General features: G+C 69.5%; 16 protein-coding genes, 1 tRNA gene and 1 pseudogene. 13 read left to right on the plus strand and 5 right to left on the minus strand.

The window, feature by feature from the left end:
* Positions 1-4 precede the first annotated feature (4 nt).
* Genes MKK50_RS19870 through MKK50_RS19885 form a run of 4 tightly spaced genes read right to left on the minus strand, consistent with a single transcriptional unit; the run spans position 5 to position 5,261 of the window.
* Complete coding sequence (locus MKK50_RS19870) at positions 5-607, minus strand: sarcosine oxidase subunit gamma (RefSeq protein WP_499024802.1); 603 nt, start codon at positions 605-607, stop codon at positions 5-7.
* A 31-nt stretch (positions 608-638) separates the two neighbouring features.
* On the minus strand, positions 639-3,668 hold the full coding sequence (locus MKK50_RS19875) for a sarcosine oxidase subunit alpha family protein (protein ID WP_499024803.1): 3,030 nt from the start codon (positions 3,666-3,668) through the stop codon (positions 639-641).
* Entirely contained in the window at positions 3,665-3,952 is a 288-nt protein-coding gene (locus MKK50_RS19880) for a sarcosine oxidase subunit delta (protein ID WP_499025130.1), read from the minus strand. The genes MKK50_RS19875 and MKK50_RS19880 overlap by 4 nt, the downstream gene beginning before the upstream one ends.
* 58 nt (positions 3,953-4,010) lie before the next feature.
* A complete protein-coding gene (locus MKK50_RS19885; protein WP_499024805.1) occupies positions 4,011-5,261 on the minus strand; it encodes a sarcosine oxidase subunit beta family protein in 1,251 nt (416 codons plus the stop codon).
* 110 nt (positions 5,262-5,371) lie between these two features.
* Here MKK50_RS19885 and MKK50_RS19890 point away from each other — a divergent pair, with 110 nt between their 5' ends.
* The 7 genes from MKK50_RS19890 to MKK50_RS19920 all read left to right on the plus strand — a co-directional run bounded on the left by MKK50_RS19890 (position 5,372) and on the right by MKK50_RS19920 (position 12,062).
* Positions 5,372-6,370, plus strand: a complete 999-nt coding sequence (locus MKK50_RS19890) for a GlxA family transcriptional regulator (RefSeq protein ID WP_499024806.1) — start codon at positions 5,372-5,374, stop codon at positions 6,368-6,370.
* Positions 6,371-6,792: 422 nt separating this feature from the next.
* Positions 6,793-7,725, plus strand: coding sequence for a class II glutamine amidotransferase (locus MKK50_RS19895; RefSeq protein ID WP_499024807.1), 933 nt, complete (start codon positions 6,793-6,795; stop codon positions 7,723-7,725).
* Positions 7,725-8,414 carry a protein glxC gene (locus MKK50_RS19900; protein ID WP_499024809.1) on the plus strand — a complete coding sequence of 230 codons (690 nt, stop codon included), beginning with the start codon at positions 7,725-7,727 and terminating at the stop codon, positions 8,412-8,414. Before MKK50_RS19895 ends, MKK50_RS19900 begins: the two co-directional genes overlap by 1 nt.
* Positions 8,414-9,760: an FMN-binding glutamate synthase family protein gene (locus MKK50_RS19905; RefSeq protein ID WP_253373448.1), complete on the plus strand. Its 1,347-nt coding sequence runs from the start codon at positions 8,414-8,416 to the stop codon at positions 9,758-9,760. Before MKK50_RS19900 ends, MKK50_RS19905 begins: the two co-directional genes overlap by 1 nt.
* Before the next feature lie 89 nt (positions 9,761-9,849).
* Positions 9,850-11,148 carry a type III glutamate--ammonia ligase gene (gene glnT / locus MKK50_RS19910; RefSeq protein WP_499024810.1) on the plus strand — a complete coding sequence of 433 codons (1,299 nt, stop codon included), beginning with the start codon at positions 9,850-9,852 and terminating at the stop codon, positions 11,146-11,148.
* A gap of 219 nt (positions 11,149-11,367) precedes the next feature.
* Entirely contained in the window at positions 11,368-11,877 is a 510-nt protein-coding gene (locus MKK50_RS19915; protein ID WP_499024812.1) for a hypothetical protein, read from the plus strand.
* A gap of 110 nt (positions 11,878-11,987) precedes the next feature.
* Positions 11,988-12,062 (plus strand) — tRNA-Gly (locus MKK50_RS19920).
* Between the two features lie 463 nt (positions 12,063-12,525).
* Here MKK50_RS19920 and MKK50_RS19925 read toward each other — a convergent pair.
* Positions 12,526-13,413, minus strand: a complete 888-nt coding sequence (locus MKK50_RS19925; RefSeq protein ID WP_499024814.1) for a crotonase/enoyl-CoA hydratase family protein — start codon at positions 13,411-13,413, stop codon at positions 12,526-12,528.
* Between the two features lie 229 nt (positions 13,414-13,642).
* On the opposite strand from MKK50_RS19925, the gene MKK50_RS19930 reads away from it, so the two are divergent.
* From MKK50_RS19930 to MKK50_RS19955, 6 genes and pseudogenes are all read left to right on the plus strand, one after another.
* The gene (locus tag MKK50_RS19930; protein WP_253373451.1) at positions 13,643-14,728 is read left to right on the plus strand and encodes an efflux RND transporter periplasmic adaptor subunit; all 1,086 of its coding nucleotides are present in this window, start codon (positions 13,643-13,645) and stop codon (positions 14,726-14,728) included.
* Positions 14,725-17,832, plus strand: a complete 3,108-nt coding sequence (locus tag MKK50_RS19935) for an efflux RND transporter permease subunit (protein WP_499024815.1) — start codon at positions 14,725-14,727, stop codon at positions 17,830-17,832. Before MKK50_RS19930 ends, MKK50_RS19935 begins: the two co-directional genes overlap by 4 nt.
* 231 nt (positions 17,833-18,063) lie before the next feature.
* Entirely contained in the window at positions 18,064-18,606 is a 543-nt protein-coding gene (locus tag MKK50_RS19940; RefSeq protein ID WP_499024816.1) for a TetR/AcrR family transcriptional regulator, read from the plus strand.
* 329 nt (positions 18,607-18,935) lie between these two features.
* On the plus strand, positions 18,936-19,754 hold the full coding sequence (locus MKK50_RS19945; protein WP_499024817.1) for a Vgb family protein: 819 nt from the start codon (positions 18,936-18,938) through the stop codon (positions 19,752-19,754).
* A gap of 386 nt (positions 19,755-20,140) precedes the next feature.
* Positions 20,141-20,308: pseudogene (locus MKK50_RS19950) on the plus strand (PaaI family thioesterase); the annotation flags it as partial.
* Between the two features lie 213 nt (positions 20,309-20,521).
* Positions 20,522-21,706, plus strand: a complete 1,185-nt coding sequence (locus tag MKK50_RS19955) for a thiolase family protein (protein ID WP_499025132.1) — start codon at positions 20,522-20,524, stop codon at positions 21,704-21,706.
* Positions 21,707-21,740 lie beyond the last annotated feature (34 nt).

Here is a 21,740-nt window from a genome sequence, read left to right on the forward strand (position 1 = left end):
CGCCCTACGCGCCCTCGACCTCGTAGCCGAACTCGGCCGCCGCGTGCTCCAGCCAGCGCCAGAAGCTACCGGCGAAGCTGCGGGCGACGGCGAGGTCGTAGGTCGGGCCGGCATCGCGCTGCCAAAGCTGCACGCCGATATGGGCGATGCTCGTCACCGCCGCCCGGCCCGGCCCGAAGGCGCGAGGATGCAGATCGATCGCGACGCCCTTGGCGAGTAGGGCGCGGGCCTGCGGACCGGAGATACGCACCAGGGCGCGGCTGTCGCTCTGGTCGGTGACTGCCGCGACGCCGCGCAGAGCGTCGGGCAGATCCCGCAGATCGCGCGGTGACGGCGCCACCGCGAGCCACTGGCCGGGCGCGGACCAAACCAAACCCGTCTCACCCTCGAAGACGGCGGTGCCGGCCTCCGGCAGGGACCGGCCGAACCGATCCGCGAGAGCGGCTTGTAAGTCGGCTTCCTTTCCATCCGCCGCGATGAGCGTGGCGAGGCCGCAGCCTTCGCGGAGCCGCAGGCGGATGTCCGCTGGGCCCTTCGCCGCGCCGTGCCGTCCGGTCTTCGCGGCCCCCTCCCAGGCGCCGCGGGGGCGCCAGAGGGATGCGGGCATTTGGAAAGCCGAAGCTTGGGTCGTTGCCGCCTCAGACACGCAGCTTCTCCTCCTTGGGATCGACGAAGACGGGCGAACAGATCTCGACCTCGATGTCGGCGCCGCGCACCGGATCGGCGGCGCGCACCCGCTCGCCGTGACGCTCCGTCCCGCGCCGGATCAGGCCGAGGCCGATCCAGCCCTTCAGGCTCGGCGAGTAGGCGACCGAGGTCATCACGCCCTCGTCCGCCTCCAGGCTCGGCTCCGCGTCGAGACCCAGGAAATGCGCGCCTGCCCGTAGCCGCACGCTGGGATCGACCGGCCGGAAACCGGCCAGGATCGGCCGGTCCGGATCGACCAGCCCCGGACGCTCCTTCATCAGGCGGCCGACATAGTCCTTCTTCTTGGCGAGCATCCCGCCGAGACCGAGGTCGCGCGCGGTGGTCTGGCCGTTGATTTCGGCACCCGCCGCGTGGCCCTTCTCGATGCGCATCACCGAGAGCGCCTCCGAGCCGTAGGCGGTGATGCCGTAGGGCAGGCCCGCCTGCATGACCGCCCGCCACGCGGCGTCGCCGTAGGCGGCCGGCACCGCCAACTCGTAGGCGAGCTCACCCGAGAACGAGATGCGGAACAGCCGCGCCGGGATGCCGCCGCCGACGGTGATGTCGGCGCAGGCGAGGAACGGGAAGGCCTCGTTGGAGAGGTCGAAGCCGGGATCGACGATCCGGCGGAGCGTATCGCGGGCGCGGGGGCCGGCGAGCGCGTATTGCGCCCATTGCTCGCTGACCGAGGCGAGCTGCACGTCGAGGTCCGGCCATAACCATTGCCGGCAAAATTCGAGGTGCTGCATCACCCGTGCGGCGTTCGCCGTCGAGGCGGTCATGACGTAGTGCGTCTCGCCGAGGCGCGCGACGGTGCCGTCATCCAGGATGAAGCCGTCCTCGCGCAGCAGCACGGCGTAGCGGGCCTTGCCGACGGGCAGCGTCGCGAAGGGGTTGGCGCAGACCCGCTCGATGAAGGCCAGCGCATCGCGGCCCTGGATGTCGATCTTGCCGAGCGTAGTGACGTCGCAGATTCCGACGCGGGCGCGCACGGTCTCGACCTCCCGCACCACCGTGTCGAGCCAATCCGTCTCGCCGGCGCGGGGGAAGTAGGCCGGGCGCAGCCACAGGCCGGTCTCGACGAAGACGCCGCCGTTCTCCTCGGCCCAGGCGTGCGACGGGACGTGGCGGGTAGCGCGGAATTCCTTGCCGCGGTGATGGCCGGCAAAGGCGCCGATGGCGACGGGGGTGAAGGGCGGGCGGAACACCGTGGTGCCGACGCTCGGGATGTCCTTGCCCGTCAGCTCGGCCATGATCGACAGGCCGGCGAGGTTCGAGGTCTTGCCCTGGTCGGTCGCCATGCCGAGCGTGGTGTAGCGCTTCAACAGCTCGACCGCGCGGAACCCCTCGCGGTGGGCGAGTTCGACGTCGGAGGCGGCCACGTCGTTCTGGAAATCGACGAAGGCCTTTCCGCGGGGCTTGGGCACGCGCCAGAGCGGGGTGTGACTCACGCTCTCCGGGTCGGTCCGCGGCGCGGCCTCGGGCATCGCGGTGAAACCGCAATCGGTCGCCGCCTCTGCGCCGGCCTGCGCGCCGGTCTCCAGGCATTCGGCCAGGGTGAAGCGCCCGGCGGCGGCGCCCGCCGCCCACATGCCGGAGGGGAGGGTGCCCGGCACGAAGGCGTGGATCGCCCCGTCCCAGACCGGCCGGCGGGAGAGATGGGAGTCGAGGTGGACGATCGGGTTCCAGCCATTGGCCATGGCGAGGCCGTCGCAGGGAATGGTCTCGGTGCTGTTGTAGCCGTCCACGACCTGGATTGCGCTGAGGCCCAGATGGCCCTTGGTGCCGGCAACGTATCCGCCGGTCACCACCCGCGCCCCGGCGGCCTCCGCCATCCGGCGTAAGGCGGGGGGAACGGTGGTGCGGGTGTCGATCACCGCCGCAAGCCCGCCGCCCGCGGCCACGATGTCGGTGGCGGTGCGCCAGCCGTCGTCGCTCGACGTGAACACCGCGAGGCGCCGGCCCGGCAAGACGCCGTAGCGGTTGAGATAGGTCCGCACCGCACCGGCCAGCATCACGCCGGGGCGGTCGTTGCCGCCGAAGACGTGCGGGCGCTCGATGGCACCGGCAGCGAGCACCGCGCGCCGCGCCACGATCCGCCACAGCCGCTGGCGCGGGGCGTGGGCCGGGGGCACCGCGAGATGGTCGGAGACGCGCTCGACCGCCCCGTAGGCGCCGTGGTCGTAGACGCCGAACAGAGTGGTGCGCGACAGGATGCGTACCTCGGCCAAGCTCTCCAGCTCGGCTACCGCCCGGGCGGCCCACTCGGCCCCGCTCGCGCCGCCGATCTCGCGACGCTCCGCCAGCAGGCGGCCGCCAATCGAAAAATCCTCGTCGACCAGGATCACCCGCGCGCCGGAGCGGCCCGCAGTGAGCGCCGCAGAAAGACCGGCCGGGCCGCCGCCGATGACGAGCACGTCGCAATGGGAATGAACGTGGTCGTAGGTGTCGGGATCGGGGGCGTCGGCGGCCCGGCCGAGGCCCGCCGCGCGCCGGATCATCGGCTCGTAGAGCTTCTCCCAGAACACGGCCGGCCACATGAAGGTCTTGTAGTAGAAGCCCGCCGCGAAGACCGGCGAGAGCAGCGCGTTGACCGAGAGCGCATCCACGGCGAGCGAGGGCCAGCGGTTCTGGCTCGTCGCCTCCAGCCCCTCGTAGAGCTCGGCCATCGTGGCGCGGGTGTTGGGCTCGCGTCGCGCCCCGGAGCGCAGTTCCACCAGGGCGTTCGGCTCCTCCGAACCCGCCGAGAGGATGCCGCGGGGCCGGTGATACTTGAACGAGCGGCCGACGAGGCGCACGCCGTTGGCGAGCAGCGCCGAGGCCAGCGTGTCGCCGTGGAAGCCGGTGAGGCGCCGCCCGTCGAAGGTGAAGTCGCGCGGCCGGTTCCGGTCGATCAGGCCGCCGGCGGCGGTGCGGAACGGCTGGTCGGCCGCGTTCGCGGGAGCGGGCGCCTCGGCGCGCTGAAGGGCGAGCGTGGTCATGCGGCCTCTCCCGAGCGGCGCGCCCGCGCGACCTCGCGCGCCGGCTCGACCGATTCGATGGCGTGGGTGCGGGTGTCGCGGGTCACGACCAGCCAGGAGCGGCATCCGGCGGCGTGGTACCAGAGTTCGCGGATGGTCCCGGCGGGGTTGTCGCGCAGATAGACGTAGTCGTGCATGGCTTGCGCCGAGGCATCCATCCCGTCGGGACGCACGGGGGCGGCGTCGCCGAGATAGCTGAACTCACCGTTGTCGCGCTCGCCGCAATGGGGGCATCGGATGCGCATGGCGTGTCGTTCCTCTTCGAGATCGGCGCCCGCTGCAGCGGGCGCCGCCAAGGAAGTCTCAATGCAGGTTGGGCTGCGCGCCCATGCCCTTCTCGTCGATGAGATGACCGGTGGCGAAGCGGTCGAGGCGGTAGGCGCTCGCATCCGCGTGGGGTTCGTCGCGGGCGATCAGGTGGGCGAAGCAGAAGCCCGCGGCCGGCGTCGCCTTGAAGCCGCCGTAGCACCAGCCGGCATTGAGATAGAGGCCGCCGATATCGGTGCGGTCGATGATCGGGCTCCCGTCCATCGACATGTCCATGATGCCGCCCCAGTGGCGCAGCAGCCGCAGGCGCCCGAGGCCGGGCCATAGCGCCATGCCGCCCTCCATCACGTCCTCGATGGTGTGGAGGTTGCCGCGGCTCGCATACGAGTTGTAGCCGTCGATATCGCCACCGAAGACGAGGCCGCCCTTGTCCGACTGGCTGACGTAGAAGTGGCCGGCGCCGAAGGTCATCACGCCGTCGATCAGGGGCTTCACGCCCTCGCTGACGAAGGCCTGGAGCACGTGGCTCTCGATCGGCAGGCGCATGTCGACCATGCCGGCGAGCAGCGAGGAGGAGCCGGCCACCGAGATCGCGACCTTCCCCGCACGGATGAAGCCGCGGCTGGTCTCGACGCCGGTGACCCGGCCGTTCTCGCGGCGGATGCCGGTGACGGCGCAGTTCTGGACGATGTCGATGCCGCGCGCGTCGGCCGCGCGGGCATAGCCCCAGGCCACCGCATCGTGGCGCACGGTCCCGCCGCGGCGCTGGAGCAGGCCGCCCTTCACGGGGAAGCGCGCGTTGTCGAAGTCGATGAACGGCACGAGGCGGCGCACGCCCTCGCGGTCGAGCAGCTCCGCATCGATCCCGGCGAGCCGCATGGCGTTGCCGCGGCGGGCATAGGCGTCGCGCTGCGCATCCGAGTGGTACAGGTTCAGCACGCCGCGCTGGCTGACCATGGCGTTGTAGTTGATGTCCTGCTCCAGCCCCTCCCAGAGCTTCATCGACCGCTCGTAGAACGGGATGTTGCCGGGCAGGCCGTAATTCGAGCGCACGATGGTGGTGTTGCGCCCGACATTGCCGGAGCCGATGTGGCTCTTCTCCAGCACGGCGACGTTGGTGATGCCGTGCTCCTTAGCGAGGTAGTAGGCGGTGGCGAGCCCGTGCCCACCGCCGCCGACGATCACCACGTCGTAGGCCTCCTGCGGGGCGGCGTCGCGCCATTGCGGGGTCCAGTCGCGCTGGCCGCGCAGGGCTTGTCCCAGGACGCTGAAGAGGGAGTAGCGCATGCGGGGATCCGCTCAATCGCCGGAGGAGTGTCGCTCGCCCCCAGCACTAGCCGACATCGCCCGCGGTCTGGCTTGCATTTCGCGACGTGATTCCGGCAAATCGCGTAGAAATGCATGAGACACACGAACCGACCGGCCGGGCGCGGTCCGGGCGCAGGGCGCCGCGGGCGGCCACACCCGCCCCGCGCACGGTCGGCTTCGTGCTGGTGCCGGACTTTCCGCTGATGGCCTACACCGCGGCGGTCGAGCCCCTGCGCGCCGCCAACACGCTGTCGGGCTGCGAACTCTACCGCTGGTGGCACGCCGCTCCCGGCGGCGGCGTGGTGCAGGCCTCGAACGGGCTCGGCATCCTCACCGACGTCGCCGTGGGCGCCGGGAGCATCGCCGCCGACCGCGTCTTCGTCTGCGCCGGCGGCAATCCGGCCGAGTTCGACGATCCCGCCCTGTTCGCGTGGCTGCGCGGGCTCGCCCGCCACGGGGTGACGCTCGGCGGCATCTCCGGCGGCCCCTACCTCCTGGCGCGCGCCGGCCTGCTCTCGGGGCGGCGCTGCACACTGCACTGGGAGCACGTTCCGGCCTTCGAGGAGCGCTACCCCGAGATCGCGGTTGTCCGCTCGCTGTTCGAGATCCAGGGCGACCGCATCACCTGCTCCGGCGGCATCGCCGCGCTCGACCTGATGCTCGACCTGATCGGCCGCGACCACGGCGCCGGCCTCGCGGCGGGCGTCAGCGACTGGTTCCTGCATAACCAGATCCGCGAGGGTTTGAGCCCGCAGCGGATGGATCTGCGCCAGCGCTTCGGCGTGCGCGACCCGCGCCTGCTGCGGGTGCTCGCGGCGATGGAGGCGAACGTTGAGGCGCCGCTCCCGCGCGAAGCCTTGGCGGAACTGGCCCACGTCTCGGTGCGGCAGTTGGAGCGGCTGTTTCGCGACGGCCTCGGGTGCGGGCTGCACCGGCATTACCTGCACCTGCGCCTCGACCGGGCACACCAACTCGGCCGGGAGAGCGCGTTGAGCCGCGCCGAGATCGCGACAGCGACGGGTTTTGCGAGCGCGGACGAGCTGTCGCGGGCCGAGCGGCGGCGCGGGCAGCAGGGGGCTGAGTCCTGACGCGGTAACCTCCCAGCGAACGGGCCATCATCCTTTCGCTTGAAGCTGGGTTTCCCCCTCTCCCCGCCGGGCGGGGAGAGGCCGGCCTGCACCTTGTCGTGCAGGCCGGAAGCGGAGGCGAAGCCGGAGCGGAGGTGAGGGGGTATCTCCGGACGAGGCTCCTCCGGAAACGCCCCCCTCACCTTCGGCTGCCGCCTCGCCGCGCCGACGACAGGGTCGTCGCGGCCCTCTCCCCGCAAGCGGGGCGAGGGGATGCAGGTTTCATCGGAGTACTGCTTCCTCAAACCGGCAAGGGAGGCGGCAGCGCGAATGATAGTCGCGTCGTCAGTTTCATGAGAGGAAATTTTCGTGCCTGAAAGTTGACGTAACCGCGGCACCGTGCGATCCCTCTCGACACTGATCGAACGGACGGGGCGACGCCGATGTGCGGTATTGTCGGACTATTCCTCAAGAATCCGAAGCTTGAACCGCAGCTCGGCGCGATGCTCTCCAAGATGCTGGAGACGATGACGGATCGCGGTCCCGACAGCGCGGGCTTTGCGGTCTACGGCTCGGACGGCGTCTCGGATGCGGGCAGCATGAAGCTGACCCTGCGCGGTCCCGGCGCTTCGGCCCTGCGCGACGCTGTCTCGAAGATGGAAGAGGCGCTGTCGCTCTCCACCGAGGCGACCGAGCGCGACACCCACACGGTCCTGTCCGTCCCGGCGGAGCGCGAGGCGGAGATCCGCGCCTGGCTCAAGGACAGCGCGCCGGGCATCGACGTGGTGAGCGCGGGCCGGCGCATGGAGATCTACAAGGAGGTCGGCCTGCCGGCATCTGTCGCCGAGCGCTTCGCCCTGAAGGGCATGGCCGGCACCCACGGCATCGGCCACACCCGCATGGCCACCGAGAGCGCGGTGACGACCAACGGCGCCCATCCGTTCTCGACCGGCACCGACGAGTGCCTCGTCCATAACGGCTCGCTGTCGAACCACAACGACCTGCGCCGCCGCCTCCGGCACGAGGGCCTGAGCTTCGCGACGCTGAACGACACCGAGGTCGCCGCTGGCTACCTCAGTTGGCGCATGCGCGAGGGCGCCTCGTTGAAGCAGGCGCTGGAATCGAGCCTGACCGATCTCGACGGCTTCTTCACCTTCGTGGTCGGCACCGAGAACGGCTTTGCCGTGGTGCGTGACCCCATCGCCTGCAAGCCCGCCGTGATGGCCGAGACCGACGACTACGTCGCCTTCGGCTCCGAGTACCGGGCGCTGGTCGGCCTGCCCGGCATCGACACCGCCCGCGTGTTCGAGCCCGAGCCGGCCAAGGTCTACGCGTGGGAGCGCGTCAGCCACCACGCCTCCGGGGAGCGCCAGTGATGCCGAGCTTCGACCTGCGATCCGCCCCCCTGCGCGAGCTGAACCGGGCGCTCCACGCCCTGCGGCCCGACACCAATGAGACTCACTGGACCGTCACCGGTCCGGACGGGCGCCACGCCATCGCCGCAGGGCTCGACGCGCCGGTCTCCGTCGAGATCGAGGGCAATGTCGGCTACTATTGCGCCGGCATGAACAAGCTCGCCACCGTTCTCGTCAACGGCAATGCGGGCGTGGGGGTGGCCGAGAACATGATCTCCGGCCTCGTCCACGTGCGGGGCGATGCCAGCCAGTCGGCCGGCGCCACGGCGCATGGCGGCACGCTCATCATCGACGGCAATGCCGGCGCCCGCTGCGGCATCTCGATGAAGGGCGTCGACATCGTCGTGAAGGGCTCGATCGGCCACATGTCGGCCTTCATGGCCCAGGCCGGCACCCTCACCGTGCTCGGCGACGCGGGCGAGGCGCTCGGCGACTCCCTCTACGAGGCCAAGCTCTACGTGCGCGGCTCGGTCAAAAGCCTCGGCGCGGACTGCGTCGAGAAGGCGATGCGCGACGAGCATCTCAAGGAACTCGCCGAGAAGCTCGCCGCCGCCGGCCTCGCCGGGGAAGTGAGCCCGAGCGAATTCCGCCGCTACGGCTCGGCCCGCACCCTCTACCACTTCCACGTCGACAACGCCGGAGCCTACTGATGACGGATCATCGCCAGCCTCCGCGCACCAAGCCGCGCCTGTCGGCGACCTTCACCCCCGACGTGATGTCCGAGATCCGCCGCGCGGCGGCCACCGGCATCTACGACATCCGTGGCGCGGGGGCGAAGCGCGCGCTGCCGCATTTCGACGACCTCCTCTTCCTCGGCGCCTCGATCAGCCGCTATCCGCTGGAAGGCTACCGCGAGCGCTGCGGCACCGAGGTGGTGCTGGGCGCGCGCTTCGCCTCGAAGCCGATCCACCTGAAGACGCCGGTCACCATCGCCGGGATGAGCTTCGGCTCGCTTTCGGCCAACGCCAAGGAGGCGCTCGGGCGCGGCGCCACCATCGCCGGCACCTCCACCACCACCGGCGACGGCGGCATGACGCCGGAGGAGCGGGGCCATTCCAAGACCCTGGTCTACCAGTACCTGCCCTCGCGCTACGGCATGAACCCGGACGACCTGCGCAAGGCCGACGCCATCGAGGTCGTCATCGGCCAGGGCGCCAAGCCCGGCGGCGGCGGCATGCTGCTCGGCCAGAAGATCACCGAGCGCGTCGCCGGGATGCGCTGCCTGCCGCCCGGCGTCGATCAGCGCTCCGCCTGCCGCCACCCGGACTGGACCGGGCCGGACGACCTCGCGATCAAGATCGAGGAACTGCGCGAGATCACCGACTGGGAGAAGCCGATCTACGTCAAGGTCGGCGCGAGCCGCCCCTACTACGACACTGCGCTGGCGGCGAAGTCGGGCGCCGACGTGGTGGTGCTCGACGGCATGCAGGGTGGCACCGCCGCGACGCAGGACGTGTTCATCGAGCATGTCGGCATCCCGACACTCGCCGCGATCCGCCCGGCGGTTCAGGCGCTTCAGGATCTGGGGCTCCACCGCAAGGTGCAGCTCGTGGTCTCCGGCGGCATCCGCTCCGGTGCGGACGTGGCCAAGGTGCTGGCGCTCGGCGCCGACGCGGTCGCCATCGGCACCGCCGCGCTGATCGCGCTCGGCGACAACGACCCGCGTTGGCAGGCCGAGTACGAAGCACTCGGCACCACGGCCGGCGCCTACGACGACTGGCACGAGGGCCGCGACCCCGCCGGCATCACGACCCAGGATCCGGAACTGGCCAAGCGCCTCGACCCGGAACTCGCCGGCCGCCGGCTCGCCAACTACCTCGCGGTGATGACGCTGGAGGCCCAGACCATCGCGCGGGCCTGCGGCAAGAGCCACCTGCACAACCTCGAACCCGAGGATCTGGTGGCGCTCACCATCGAGGCCGCGGCGATGGCACAGGTGCCGCTCGCCGGAACCGGCTGGATTCCCGGCAAGAACCCGACGGCGTCCGGCATGTGATCTGCGTGGGCCGCTCCCGAGGCTTCGAGGGCGGCCCTCTTTCTTTTGTGACGATGGGGCCGAACCACCAAGCCGGGAGGATTCTTGCAATGACGCACGAACTCGAAGCCGCCGCCCGGGAACGCGGCATCAAGTATTTCCTCGTCTCCTACACCGACCTGTTCGGCACCCAGCGCGCCAAGCTGGTGCCGGCCGCCGCGATCGCCAGCACCTGCCGCAACGGCGCGGGGTTTGCCGGCTTCGCCACCTGGCTCGACATGAGCCCGGCGGATGCCGACCTGCTGGCCATGCCCGACCCCGAGGGGCTGATCCAGCTTCCCTGGAAGCCGGAAGTCGGCTGGCTGCCCGCCGACCTCGTCATGGACGGCAAGGCCGTCGAGCAGGGGCCGCGCAACATCCTCAAGCGCCTGATCAAGGAAGCGGCCCGCGAGGGGCTGCAGATGAAGAGCGGTGTCGAGTGCGAGTTCTTCCTGATCACGCCCTGCGGCTCGGAGCCCGCCGACACCGCCGACCGGCAGACCAAGCCCTGTTACGACCAATCCGCCCTGATGCGCCGCTACGAGGTGATCACCGAGATCTGCGACGCGATGCTGGCGCTCGGCTGGAAGCCCTACCAGAACGACCACGAGGACGCGAACGGCCAGTTCGAGATGAACTGGGACTACGATGACGCGCTGATCACCGCCGACCGGCACGCCTTCTTCAAGTACATGACCCGCTCGATCGCCGAGAAGCACGGCTTCCGCGCGACCTTCATGCCCAAGCCCTTCATGGACCTGACGGGCTCGGGCTGCCACGCCCACGTCTCGCTCTGGCGCGACGGCCAGAACGTCTTTTCCGACCGCTCGGACGAGATCGGCCTGTCGAAGCTCGGCTACCACTTCATCGGCGGACTGATCCACTCGGCGGATGCGCTCGCCGCGCTCACCAACCCTTGCGTGAACTCCTACAAGCGCATCAACGCGCCGCGCACCACCTCCGGCGCGACCTGGGCGCCCAACACCGTGACCTACACGGGCAACAACCGCACCCACATGATCCGCATCCCCGACGGCGGGCGCTTCGAGTTCCGCCTCGCGGATGGGGCAGCCAACCCCTACCTGCTCCAGGCGGGCCTCCTCGCCGCCGGCCTCGACGGCATTCGCCAGGGGCGCGATCCGGGGCAGCGCCTCGACATCAACATGTACACCGATGGCCACACCGTGGAGGGCGTCAAGCGCCTGCCGCTCAACCTGCTCGATGCGCTCCGCGCCCTCGAAGCGAGCCCCGTCCTCAACGAGGCGCTCGGTGCCTTCGTGCCGAGCTACCTCAAGCTCAAGCGCTCGGAATGGGACGATTACTGCCGCCACCTGACGCAATGGGAGCGCGACACCACGCTCGATTGCTGAGCGATCCTCCGGCCCCCGGCCGATCCCTTCGGTCCGATGCCGGTATCGCGTGCGACGGGTGGACGCGATGAGGCCGAACGCGCCGTCAGCTTCTCCGAGAGGGCCCGAACGAGCCCCGGGCAGGGCGGCGTGAGGTCGGTTGCTCGATCCGGCTCCGTCGGACTATCGATCGCCCAGCCGCCGTCGCCCCGACGGAGCGACAGGGAGACCCGATCCCCGATGGCGTGGCTCGGACGCCTCCTTCTGGCTGCCTTCGCCCTGATCGTGGCCATCCCGGCCGGCGCCCTGACACTCGGCTCCGGGGTGCTGCTCGATCCGGGCTTCCGTGAGGCATTGGGCGAACTCGGCCTTGTCGGTCTCCTCGCCGGCCTGTCGGATCTCGCGCAAGGCGTTCCGCCGGATATGGCGGTGATGGCCGTGCTCCTCTTCGCCCAGGCGCTCAGCCTCCTGCTGAGCCTGCCGCCGACGCTGGCCGCGCTCGTCGGCGAGACGCTCGGGCTGCGCTCCCCATTCTGGTACGGCGGCGCGTCGGGCGGCCTCACGGCGCTTCTACCCTGGCTCGCCCGCGGCGGCCCGCCCCCGGCCGCCGGATCGGTGGCGTCGGCCGCGGAAGCGCGGCTGGCCGCGATCCTCCTCGTGACGGGCGCCGTCTCGGGTCTGGTCTACTGGCTGATCGCCGGCCGCAGCGTCGGCAACCGGACACGGCGGCGCGGCGGCGACGCATTTTAGGGGTGGACAGGCGTCCGCCATCGCTTATGAAAATGGGGTGCGTCCGAAGCTCCGTGCTCGGAACCACCCTCCGGCTCAAGAGCGCCTCGTCGCTCCGCGGGCGGCCGGATGCGGGCGTAGTTCAGTGGTAGAACGTCAGCTTCCCAAGCTGAATGTCGTCGGTTCGATCCCGATCGCCCGCTCCAACTAACCTGTTGAAGCATCAGCCCGTTTAACTCTCTACCGCTGATCTCGCGTTCCCCACGTTCCCCGTCGCGTTCCCTATGGCCTGTTCAGGCCCCGTTCTTCACGCTCCGATGAGCGATGCGTAGCGTCGCCACCTTGCGTGATCTTCCGACCGCGCCGCGCGAGTAGCGCGCCGTCGTCGAAGCTTGCGTGTGGGCGGTGTGCCGTCCACCAGTCCCGCCGCGGGCAGACGCCTCACGGTAGGATGATCTTCGAGCTTCATGGAGTACGGATCGTCGGCCTGGGGCGAACTGATGGCCCGGATGCCAGGATCTTGCGAAACGGGCTTCCCAGCGCTGATCGCCCTGAAAATATATGTTAATATAAATCTATATCGCTGCATCCCCGTGTGCGCAACCGGTCGGGCTCGTCACATCTTCGGCGATGCACCCGATGCCGCTACGCCCAGTCGCGCGAAGGCGCTCATCGGCCGCGATAGACCGGCTCCCGCCCCTCGGCCTCGGCCTTGCGGCCTTCGAGGAAATCCTCGGTGGCGTAGAGCGCCCGGTATTGCTCGGCGAGGTTGGAGAACGCCACGCCTTCCGACTGGCCGACCGCGACGCGGGCCGACCCCAGGGTGGCCTTGATGCCCAGCGGGCTGCAGCGGGCGATCCGACCCGCTATGTCCAGCCCCCGTTCCAGGGCGGAGCGAGGGTTCGGGGCGATCTCCTGCACCAGCCCCATGCGCCGCGCCTCCTCGGCTCCCCAGTGGTCGCCGGTCAGCATGTATCGCATCGCGTTGCTCCAGCCGGCCTCGCGCGGAAACCGCACCGTTGCGCCTCCCCCTGGAAAGCGTCCGTGGGTGTTCTCGTCCTGGGCGAAGCGTGTCTCGGCGGATGCGATGCGGATGTCGGCCACGAGGAAGAGTTCGTGGCCCATGTTCCAAGTGTCGCCATGCACGACCACGACGAGCGGCTTGCTCAGGAGGGCGCGCCGTCCCAACGGATCGATCCCGTCGGCAAGGGGCGCGCGCCCCTTGCCCGTCCTCAACATCTCGGCGAAGGCATCGACGTCGATGCCACGGGTGAAGTTCTCGCCGTGCCCGAACAACACGGCGGCGCGAAGGTCGTCATCGGCATCGTACGCGGCGTAAGCCCGTGCCAGGGCGCCGAACGCCTCGGGATCGACCCGGTTGTGAACGTGGGGCCTGTTGAGGCCGATCAGGCAGATCCCGCCCCGTCGCTCGACCGTGACCTTACGGCCTGCCGGCGGCTCGCTTGGGCCTTCTATACGCCCTTCCGTGGCTTGCGAGCCTTTGGCGGGCCCACCCTCGGCAAGCAGGCCAGACGCGCCCCCCGCCAGGGAAGACATGACGACCGCGCGTCGCGACGGTCGGGACAGTGGCACTGACATTCGCAACACCCTGAATTTCCTGGACGTCTCGTCGGTCCGGACCTCGCCGGCTCCCCGTTCGAGCATCGGACCTCGACTTTTTCCGAAGCCGTAGACCGGCGGGCGCGAAAGCCATTGACGATAGATGACGACCGTAATAGATGATGAGCTTAATTTCAAACACTCAGTTGGTCATGGGGAACCGGCTATGGATGCGAGATGGATGATCGGCCTGACCGGTTTGGCCCTTGCGGCCTGCTCGCCGGCCGAGACGGCCGTGACGCCGGAGCCGCCCCTGGTCCAAGTCGCCGAGGTCGCTCCGGCGGTCGGCGGGGTCTCGCGCTACACCGGCGTGATCCGGGCTCGAACCGAGAGCAACCTCGGCTTCCGCGTCGGGGGCAAGATCTTCGAGCGTCTCGTGGATCCGGGGGACCGGGTGCATCTCGGGCAGCCGCTGATGCGTCTCGACCGCACCGACTTCACCCTCGCGCTCAACGCGGCGCGTGCCTCCGTCGAGGCGGCGCGCGCGCAGATGATCAAGGCCAAGGCGGACGAGGAACGTAGCCGCAAGCTCGTCTCGGACGGCTGGACCTCCAAGCAGACCTACGACCAGAACAAGGGCGCGGCCGATTCCGCCATCGCCCAGTTCGCCAACGCCGAGGCCCAGGCCAGCCAGATCGAGAACCAAGCGGCTTACGCCGAGCTCAAGGCCGATGCCGACGGTGTGGTGATGGAGGTGCCCTCCTATCCGGGCGAGGTGGTCGCCGCCGGCCAGACCGTGGTCAAGCTGGCGCGTGACGGGTCGCGCGAGGCGGAGATTTTCCTGCCCGAGGCGAGCCGGCGTCTGGCCAAGGGCGAGGCTTCGGCGACGCTCTATGCCGAGGGCGAGGCAACCTATCAGGCCCGCCTGCGCGAGCTCTCCGCCATCGCCGATCCGGCCACGCGCACCTACCGGGCGCGCTACATCCTGTCGGGGGGCGGCGAGGACGCGCCGCTCGGCGCCACCGTGACCCTGCAGCTCAAGTCCCGCGAAGCCGCCCGTGCCGCGACGGTCGAGGTGCCCCTCACCGCCCTCTTCAACCAGGGACGCGGCACCTCGGTCTGGCGCTACGATGCCGAAAGCCAGACGGTGAAGCCGCAGGCCGTGCAGGTCGCCCGCATGGGCGAGGAGCGTGCCGAACTCGCGACCGGCCTCAATCCGGGTGACCGGATCGTGGCCCTCGGAGCCCACCTCCTGAAGGCCGACCAGAAGGTGCGCCCTGCGCCCGCCAGCATGACCGGGGTGGTGCGATGAGCGGCTTCAACCTCTCGGCGCTCGCCGTCCGCGAGCGGGCCGTCACCTTATTTCTCCTGATCGCTCTCACAGGCGCGGGCTTCTTCGCCTTCGAGAAGCTCGGACGTGCAGAGGACCCGGCCTTCACCGTCAAGGTCATGACGGTCTCGGCCGCTTGGCCCGGAGCCACGGCGGAGGAGATGCAGCGCCAGGTCGCCGACCCGCTGGAGAAGCGACTGCAGGAACTCGTCTACTACGACCGGGCCGAGACCACGGTGCGCCCGGGCTTGATGGTGACCAAGGTCATCTTCAAGGACAACATGCCGCCGGCCAAGCTGCAATCGGAGTTCTACCAGACCCGCAAGAAGCTTTCCGACCAAGCCGCCAGCCTGCCCCGCGGCGTGATGGGCCCGCTGTTCAACGACGAGTTCTCGGACATCTACTTCGCCCTCTACGCCGTGCAGGCCAAGGGCCTGCCTCACCGCCAGCTCGTGCTGCGCGCCGAGGACCTGCGCCAGCGCCTGCTGCGCGTGCCGGGCGTCGAGAAGATCAACATCCTGGGCGAGCAGGCCCAGAAGATCTTCGTCGAGATTTCCTACCAGCGCCTCGCGACGCTGGGCATCAATGGCCAGCAAGTCCTGGCCGCGCTGGCCAACCAGAACGACGTGACGCCCGCGGGCTTCGTCGAGGCCGAGGGCCCGCGCGTCTACCTGCGGCTCGACGGGGCCATCGACGGCATCGAGGCGGTCCGCAACCTGCCGGTGGCGGCGGGCGACCGCAGCCTCAAGCTCGGCGATATCGCCGAGGTCAAGCGCGGCTACGAGGACCCCAGGACCTTCGAGATCCGCAACGACGGCGAGCCGGCGCTGATGCTCGGCCTTGTAATGAAGCCCGGCTTCAACGGCTTGACCCTCGGCCAAGCCCTGAACGCCGAGGAAGTTGCCATCCACCACGAGACGCCCGTCGGCATCACCTTCACCAAGATCACCGACCAAGCGAAGGTCATCGACGACGCCATCCATGAGTTCATGGTGAAGTTCTTCACCGCGCTCGGCGTGGTGATCCTCGTGTCCCTGGTGGCGCTGGGCTTCCGGGTCGGCATCGTTGTGGCGCTGGCTGTGCCGCTGACGCTCTCGGCGGTGTTCGTCGTGATGATGCTCACCGGCCGCGACTTCGACCGCATCACCCTCGGCGCCCTCATCATCTCGCTCGGCCTCCTCGTCGACGACGCCATCATCGCCATCGAGATGATGGTGGTGCGCATGGAGGAGGGCTACGACCGCATCGAGGCGGCGACCTATGCCTGGAGCTCGACCGCCGCGCCCATGCTCACCGGCACGCTGGTCACCATCGCCGGCTTCCTGCCCGTGGGCTTCGCCGCCTCGACGGCGGGCGAATACGCCGGCAACATTTTCTGGGTGGTCTCGTTCTCGCTCATCATCTCGTGGATCGTGGCGGTGACCTTCACGCCCTATCTCGGCGTCAAGCTCCTGCCCAACATCAGACGAGTCGAGGGCGGCCACGACGCGATTTACGCCACGAAGAACTACGAGCGCCTGCGCCGGATCGTGCGGATGTCGGTCGACCATAAATGGTGGGCCGCCGGCATCACCGTGGCGCTGTTCGCGGGTGCGGTGGTCGCCATGGGCAAGGTCGAGCAGCAGTTCTTCCCGAACTCCGAGCGCCCCGAACTCATCGTCGAGGTCACCCTTCCGGCGGGCTCGGCCTTCGCCACGACGGAAGCCAGCGTCAAGCGGGTCGAGGCGGCCGTACGCGAGCTTCCCGAGGCCAAGGAGATCACGAGCTACATCGGGCAGGGCATGCCGCGCTTCGTGCTCTCGTTCGACCCCGAACTGCCCGATCCCGCCTTCGCGCAGATCGTGGTGCAGACCGCCGACGCGGCGGCCCGCGACGCCCTGCGGGTCAAGGTGCGCGGGCTCGTCGACGCGGGCCGCTTCCCCGAGGCGCGGGTGCGGGTACTGCAGATCGTGTTCGGGCCGCCGGTGCGCTTCCCCGTCGCCTTCCGGGTGGTCGGACCCGACCTCGATGTGATCCGCGGCATCGCCGCCGAGGTGTCCGAGGCGATGGCCTCCAACCCGAACATGCGGATGGTCCACCTCGACTGGGGCGACAAGACTCCGAGCCTGCGCCTCGCCCTCGACCAGGAGCGCCTGCGCCTGATCGGCCTGACCCCCAAGGAGGCCGGCCAGCAGTTGCAGAACTACCTCAACGGCACGCCCGCCACCCAGGTGCGCGAGAACCTGCGCTCGGTCGACGTGCTCCTGCGCAGCCCCGGACCCGAGCGGCGCTCACTCGGCGACATCGGCGACCTGACGCTTGCGACGAAGGACGGGCGCCAGGTGCCGGTCTCGCAGGTCGCCCGGCTGGAAAGCCGCTACGAGGACGCGGTGCTCAAGCGCTACAATCGCGAGACCTACATCCGCGTGCAGGGCGACGTGCTCGACGGCAAGCAGCCGCCGGACATTCACGCCCAGGTCTTCCCACTGCTCGACCCGATCAAGGCCAAGCTGCCGCCGGGCTACCGCATCGACACGGCCGGCTCGGTCGAGGAGAGCGTGAAGGCGCAACTGTCGCTGGCAGCCGTGTTCCCGGTCATGCTGTTCGTCACGCTGACGGTCATCATGATCCAGGTCCGGTCGTTCTCCGCCATGTTCATGGTGTTCGCGACCGCCCCGCTCGGGCTGGTGGGGGCCGCGCCGACGCTGCTGATCTTCGGGCAACCCTTCGGCTTCAACGCGATCCTCGGCCTGATCGCGCTGTCGGGCATCCTGATGCGCAACACCCTGATCCTCGTGGACCAGATCCACCACGATCAGGCCGCGGGGCTGTCGGACTACGACGCCATCGTCGAATCGACCGTGCGGCGGGCGCGCCCCGTCATCCTGACGGCGGCGGCCGCGATGCTGGCCTTCATCCCGCTCACCCACTCGGTGTTCTGGGGAGCGCTCGCCTACGTGCTGATCGGCGGCGTCGGCGTCGGCACGCTGCTGACCCTGCTGTTCCTGCCCGCGCTTTACGCCCTCTGGTTCCGCGTCGTGCGGGAACCGCGCAGGGACGACGCTGCCTCTCGCGCAGGCTCAGTGCCGATGCCCGCCAACCCCTGAGACGGGCCGCCCCCTTCGATGCCCCGTCTTCGGGGCATCCCGAGATCGCGCGTTCGTCCGTCGAGCGTGCGATGCGTCGACCGGCCTGCGCTTCCGCTCACCTCGCGTAGGCCGGTCGATCAGCTTTCTTCACAGCATTGGAGCGATCCGGGGAAGCTCAACACCCATCGCCACTTCAATACATGACTCATTGCATCTATATGATCATCTTCAACGGCGAAGGACGGTAGGATGCCCAGGGTCTCGCAGGAGCAAGCCAAGCTCAACCGAGAGCGTGTCGTCGAGGTCGCGTCCGCCCTGTTCCGGGAGCGTGGCCTGCACGGGATCGGCGTCGTGGACATCATGGCGGCCGCCGGCCTGACCCATGGCGGCTTCTACGGCCAGTTCGCCAACAAGGAAGCCCTTGCGGCCGAGGCGTTCGACGCCGCGATCGGTAACGAATACCGGGCGAACCTCGACACCTTCATCGAGAACTACCTCTCCCTCGGACACGTCCGAACCCCCGGGAAAGGCTGCCCCGTCGCGGCCCTGGTGAACGACGTGGGGCGCGAGCCTGCCGGCAGCGCCTTACGGTCGCGGTTCACCCATGCGGTCAAGGGGCTCGCCGGCCTCATCGCGGACAGGCTGCCCAAGAGTTCCAAGGAGCGTCGTCGGCAGCGCTCCCTCGTGGCGCTGTCGACCATGGTCGGGGCGGTGGTGCTGGCGCGAGGCGTCGACGACGAGGCGTTGGCCGACGAGTTGCTCAAGGCGGCGCGCAACACCGTCATCGGCTGAGGCGTTCCGGGACCCCGCTTTTCGAAGCGGGGCGCCCCAACCAAAGCAGAATCCTCGTTGACCGGTTCAACGCGGTCAAATAGATTAATATCATAATTTTTACTGATGCTGATTCCCAGGTGGATCGGGCCGTCACGGGACGATGGCCCGTCTCGGTCACCTAAGAGGAGCTGACGATGATGAACCCAAGTCGCTCGGCGCGTCGCAGAGGGCATTTCAGGCGCGCAGTGAGGCTTTCGCTCGCCGTCGCCTCCTTGAGCTTTCCTGCCTTCGCCTCCGACGGTTCGACGAGCGTGCGGCTGCCGGAGAGCAATCGTTTCCCGGAGAGCGTGACGTCGGACGCAAACGGCACCCTTTTCGTCAGCAGCATCGCGGATGGCGGGGTTCTCAAGCTCGCCGCGGATGGGGCCGTCACGTCGCAGTTCCTGAAGCCGGGCGACCATGGCACCCGGTCGACCTTCGGCCTGCTCGCCGATCCCCAGCGTGGCGTGCTTTGGGTCGCCTCGAACGACGCCACGGCCCTCGGAGCGAAGGGGCCGACCGGCACGGAAGGCGCGTGGGTCAAGGCCTTCGATGTCGCGACCGGGGCCATGAAGACGAGTGTCAGGCTGCCCGGCGCCAAGGCGCTCGCGAACGACTTCGCCCTCGACGGCGACGGCTCGCTCTACGTCACCAACACGTTCGCGCCCCAGATCCTGCGGCTCAAACCCGGCGCCACGGAGTTCGAGGTGTTCGTCGAGGACCCGGCCCTGAGCAAGGGGCTCGACGGCATCGCCTTCGGCCCCGACGGGAACCTCTACGTCAACACCTTCATGGGCGGCGAGCTGTTTCGCATCGAGGTGAAGCAGGGCGCGGCCGGTCAGGTCACGCAGCTCGAAACGCCGCGTCCGCTGAAGTTCCCGGACGGGCTGCGGGCCTTCAAGGACGGGTTCCTGATGGTCGAGGGCAGCGGCGCCCTGAGCCGCGTCACGGTCTCCGGAAACAGTGCCAGGATCGAGCCGATCGGGCAGTTCGCGGGCCCCACCGGCGTAACGGTTTCCGGCGACAGGATCTGGGTCTCCGAGGGCCAATTGGGGCTCATGTCCAAGCCGCCCGAGGCCGGAGGTGACGCACCGAGCTTCCATCTCCGCTCCGTGAACGTCCAGTAACACGGCGACCGACGGCCACCAAGAAGGCTCGCCCCGGTCTCGAAGCCAGAGTTCGGGGCCGGCAGCCCATCGGAAGCGGGCCGCCGACATGGCTCGCCCTTGGGCCGACGGTCTCGCTCCTCGGTCGTGGAGCCGCGGCTCCAAGACCGGCAGATCCTCACGAAGGTTCATCGATGACGGGCGAAGCGCATCCTGAAACGCACGCGCCTTCGCGGCGCAGGGTCGTCGAGTGGGCCGATCCCCGTTCCATCGCCGCGGCGGGACAAGCCCTGGCAGGGATCGACTTCCTGCACGCGCTCCTGGCGGGGGAGATCGCGCCACCGCCCGTGATCCAATTGCTCGGTATCGAGTTCGTGTCCGCCGATCCTGGCACGGCCACCATGCGCATGCCGGCCGCGGAGTACCTCTTCAATCCGCTGGGCTCCGTCCATGGCGGATCCCTCGCCACGCTTCTCGACAGCGTCATGGGGTGTGCCGTGCACTCCACCTTGCCGGTCGGACGCGGCTACACGACGCTCGAATTCAAGTTGAATTTCCTGCGCGCGGCCACCGATCGGTCCGGCCTTCTGACGGCCGTCGGGCAGGTCATCCACGCCGGTCGGCAACAAGCCGTCCGAAGGTCGCCTCAGCGACGAGTCCGGCCGCCTCGTCGCGACCGCAAGCACGACCTGCCTCCTGTTCGATCTGCCCACGGCCGGGACGCGTCCCGCCGTCGGCTGACTGCGCAGAAATTTCGCCGCCCGCCCCTGCTGATCCGAGTTTCGCCGATGTCGACCCGCCAGATCGTGCTTTGCCATCCTGTCCGCACCGCCATCGGCGGTTACGGCGGCAGCCTCAAGGACGTCGCCGCGACCGAACTCGGCGCGGTCGCGGTCCGTGAGACCCTGCGCCGCGCCGGCCTCGACGCCAGCCGGCTCGGCAGCGTGACGATGGGCAACGTCGTGCAGGCCGGCAACCGCATGAACCCGGCCCGGCAGGCTGCCGTGAAGGGCGGTGTGCCCGTTTCCGTGCCGGCGCTGACCGTCAACCGCGTCTGCGGCTCAGGAGCCCAGGCCATCGCCACGGCGGCCGACGAGATCCGGCTCGGCCATCACGACGTCGCGGTCGCGGGCGGCATGGAGAACATGGACCGGGCGCCGTACCTGATGGGGAGTGGGCGCTGGGGTCATCGGATGGGCCACGCCCAGCTCCTCGACAGCATGCTCAATGACGGCCTCGTCGATGCCTTCTCCGGCGAGCATTCCGGCTGGCACACCGAGGACGTGGCCGCCCGCTCGGAGATTGGCCGGGAGGCGCAGGACGCCTGGGCGGCCCGCTCCCAGCAGCGGTTCGAGAGGGCTCGGTCCGCGGGCGCCTTCGACGGGGAGATCGTTCCGGTCGAGATCAAGGGCCGCAAAGGCGTCGAGATCTTCACGCGCGACGAGGCGCCCCGTCCCGAGACCAACGTCGAGACGCTGGCGAGGCTGAAGCCGGCTTTCCGGAAGGACGGCACCATCACGGCCGGCAACGCGCCGGGCCTGAACTCGGGCGCCTCCGCGATGATCGTGGCCGAACGGGCCTTCGCGGAAACCAAGGGCCTCGACGCGTTCGGTCGCCTCGTCGCGTATGGCGTCGGCGCCTGCGAGCCGGGCCTGTTCGGCCTTGGTCCGATACCGGCCGTGCGCCAGGCACTGGAACGGGCCGGATGGTCGCTCGGCGACCTGGAGCGCGTCGAGATCAACGAGGCCTTCGCGGTGGTGCCGCTCGCCGTGGCCAAGGAGCTTGGCCTGCCCGAGGACATCGTCAACGTCGAGGGCGGAGCCATCGCGCACGGCCATCCGATCGGGGCGACCGGCGCGGTCCTGACGACCCGCCTGCTCCATTCCATGCGCCGGGACGGCATCCGGCGCGGGCTGGTCACGCTCTGCATCGGCGGCGGCCAGGGCATCGCCCTCGCCGTCGAGGCCGCCTGAGCCGGAGCGCTCGGCGGGGATCCCCACCGTTCCG

Origin of the sequence: Methylobacterium sp. J-043, from assembly GCF_022829505.1 — a bacterium.
GTDB classification, from domain to species: domain Bacteria; phylum Pseudomonadota; class Alphaproteobacteria; order Rhizobiales; family Beijerinckiaceae; genus Methylobacterium; species Methylobacterium extorquens_A.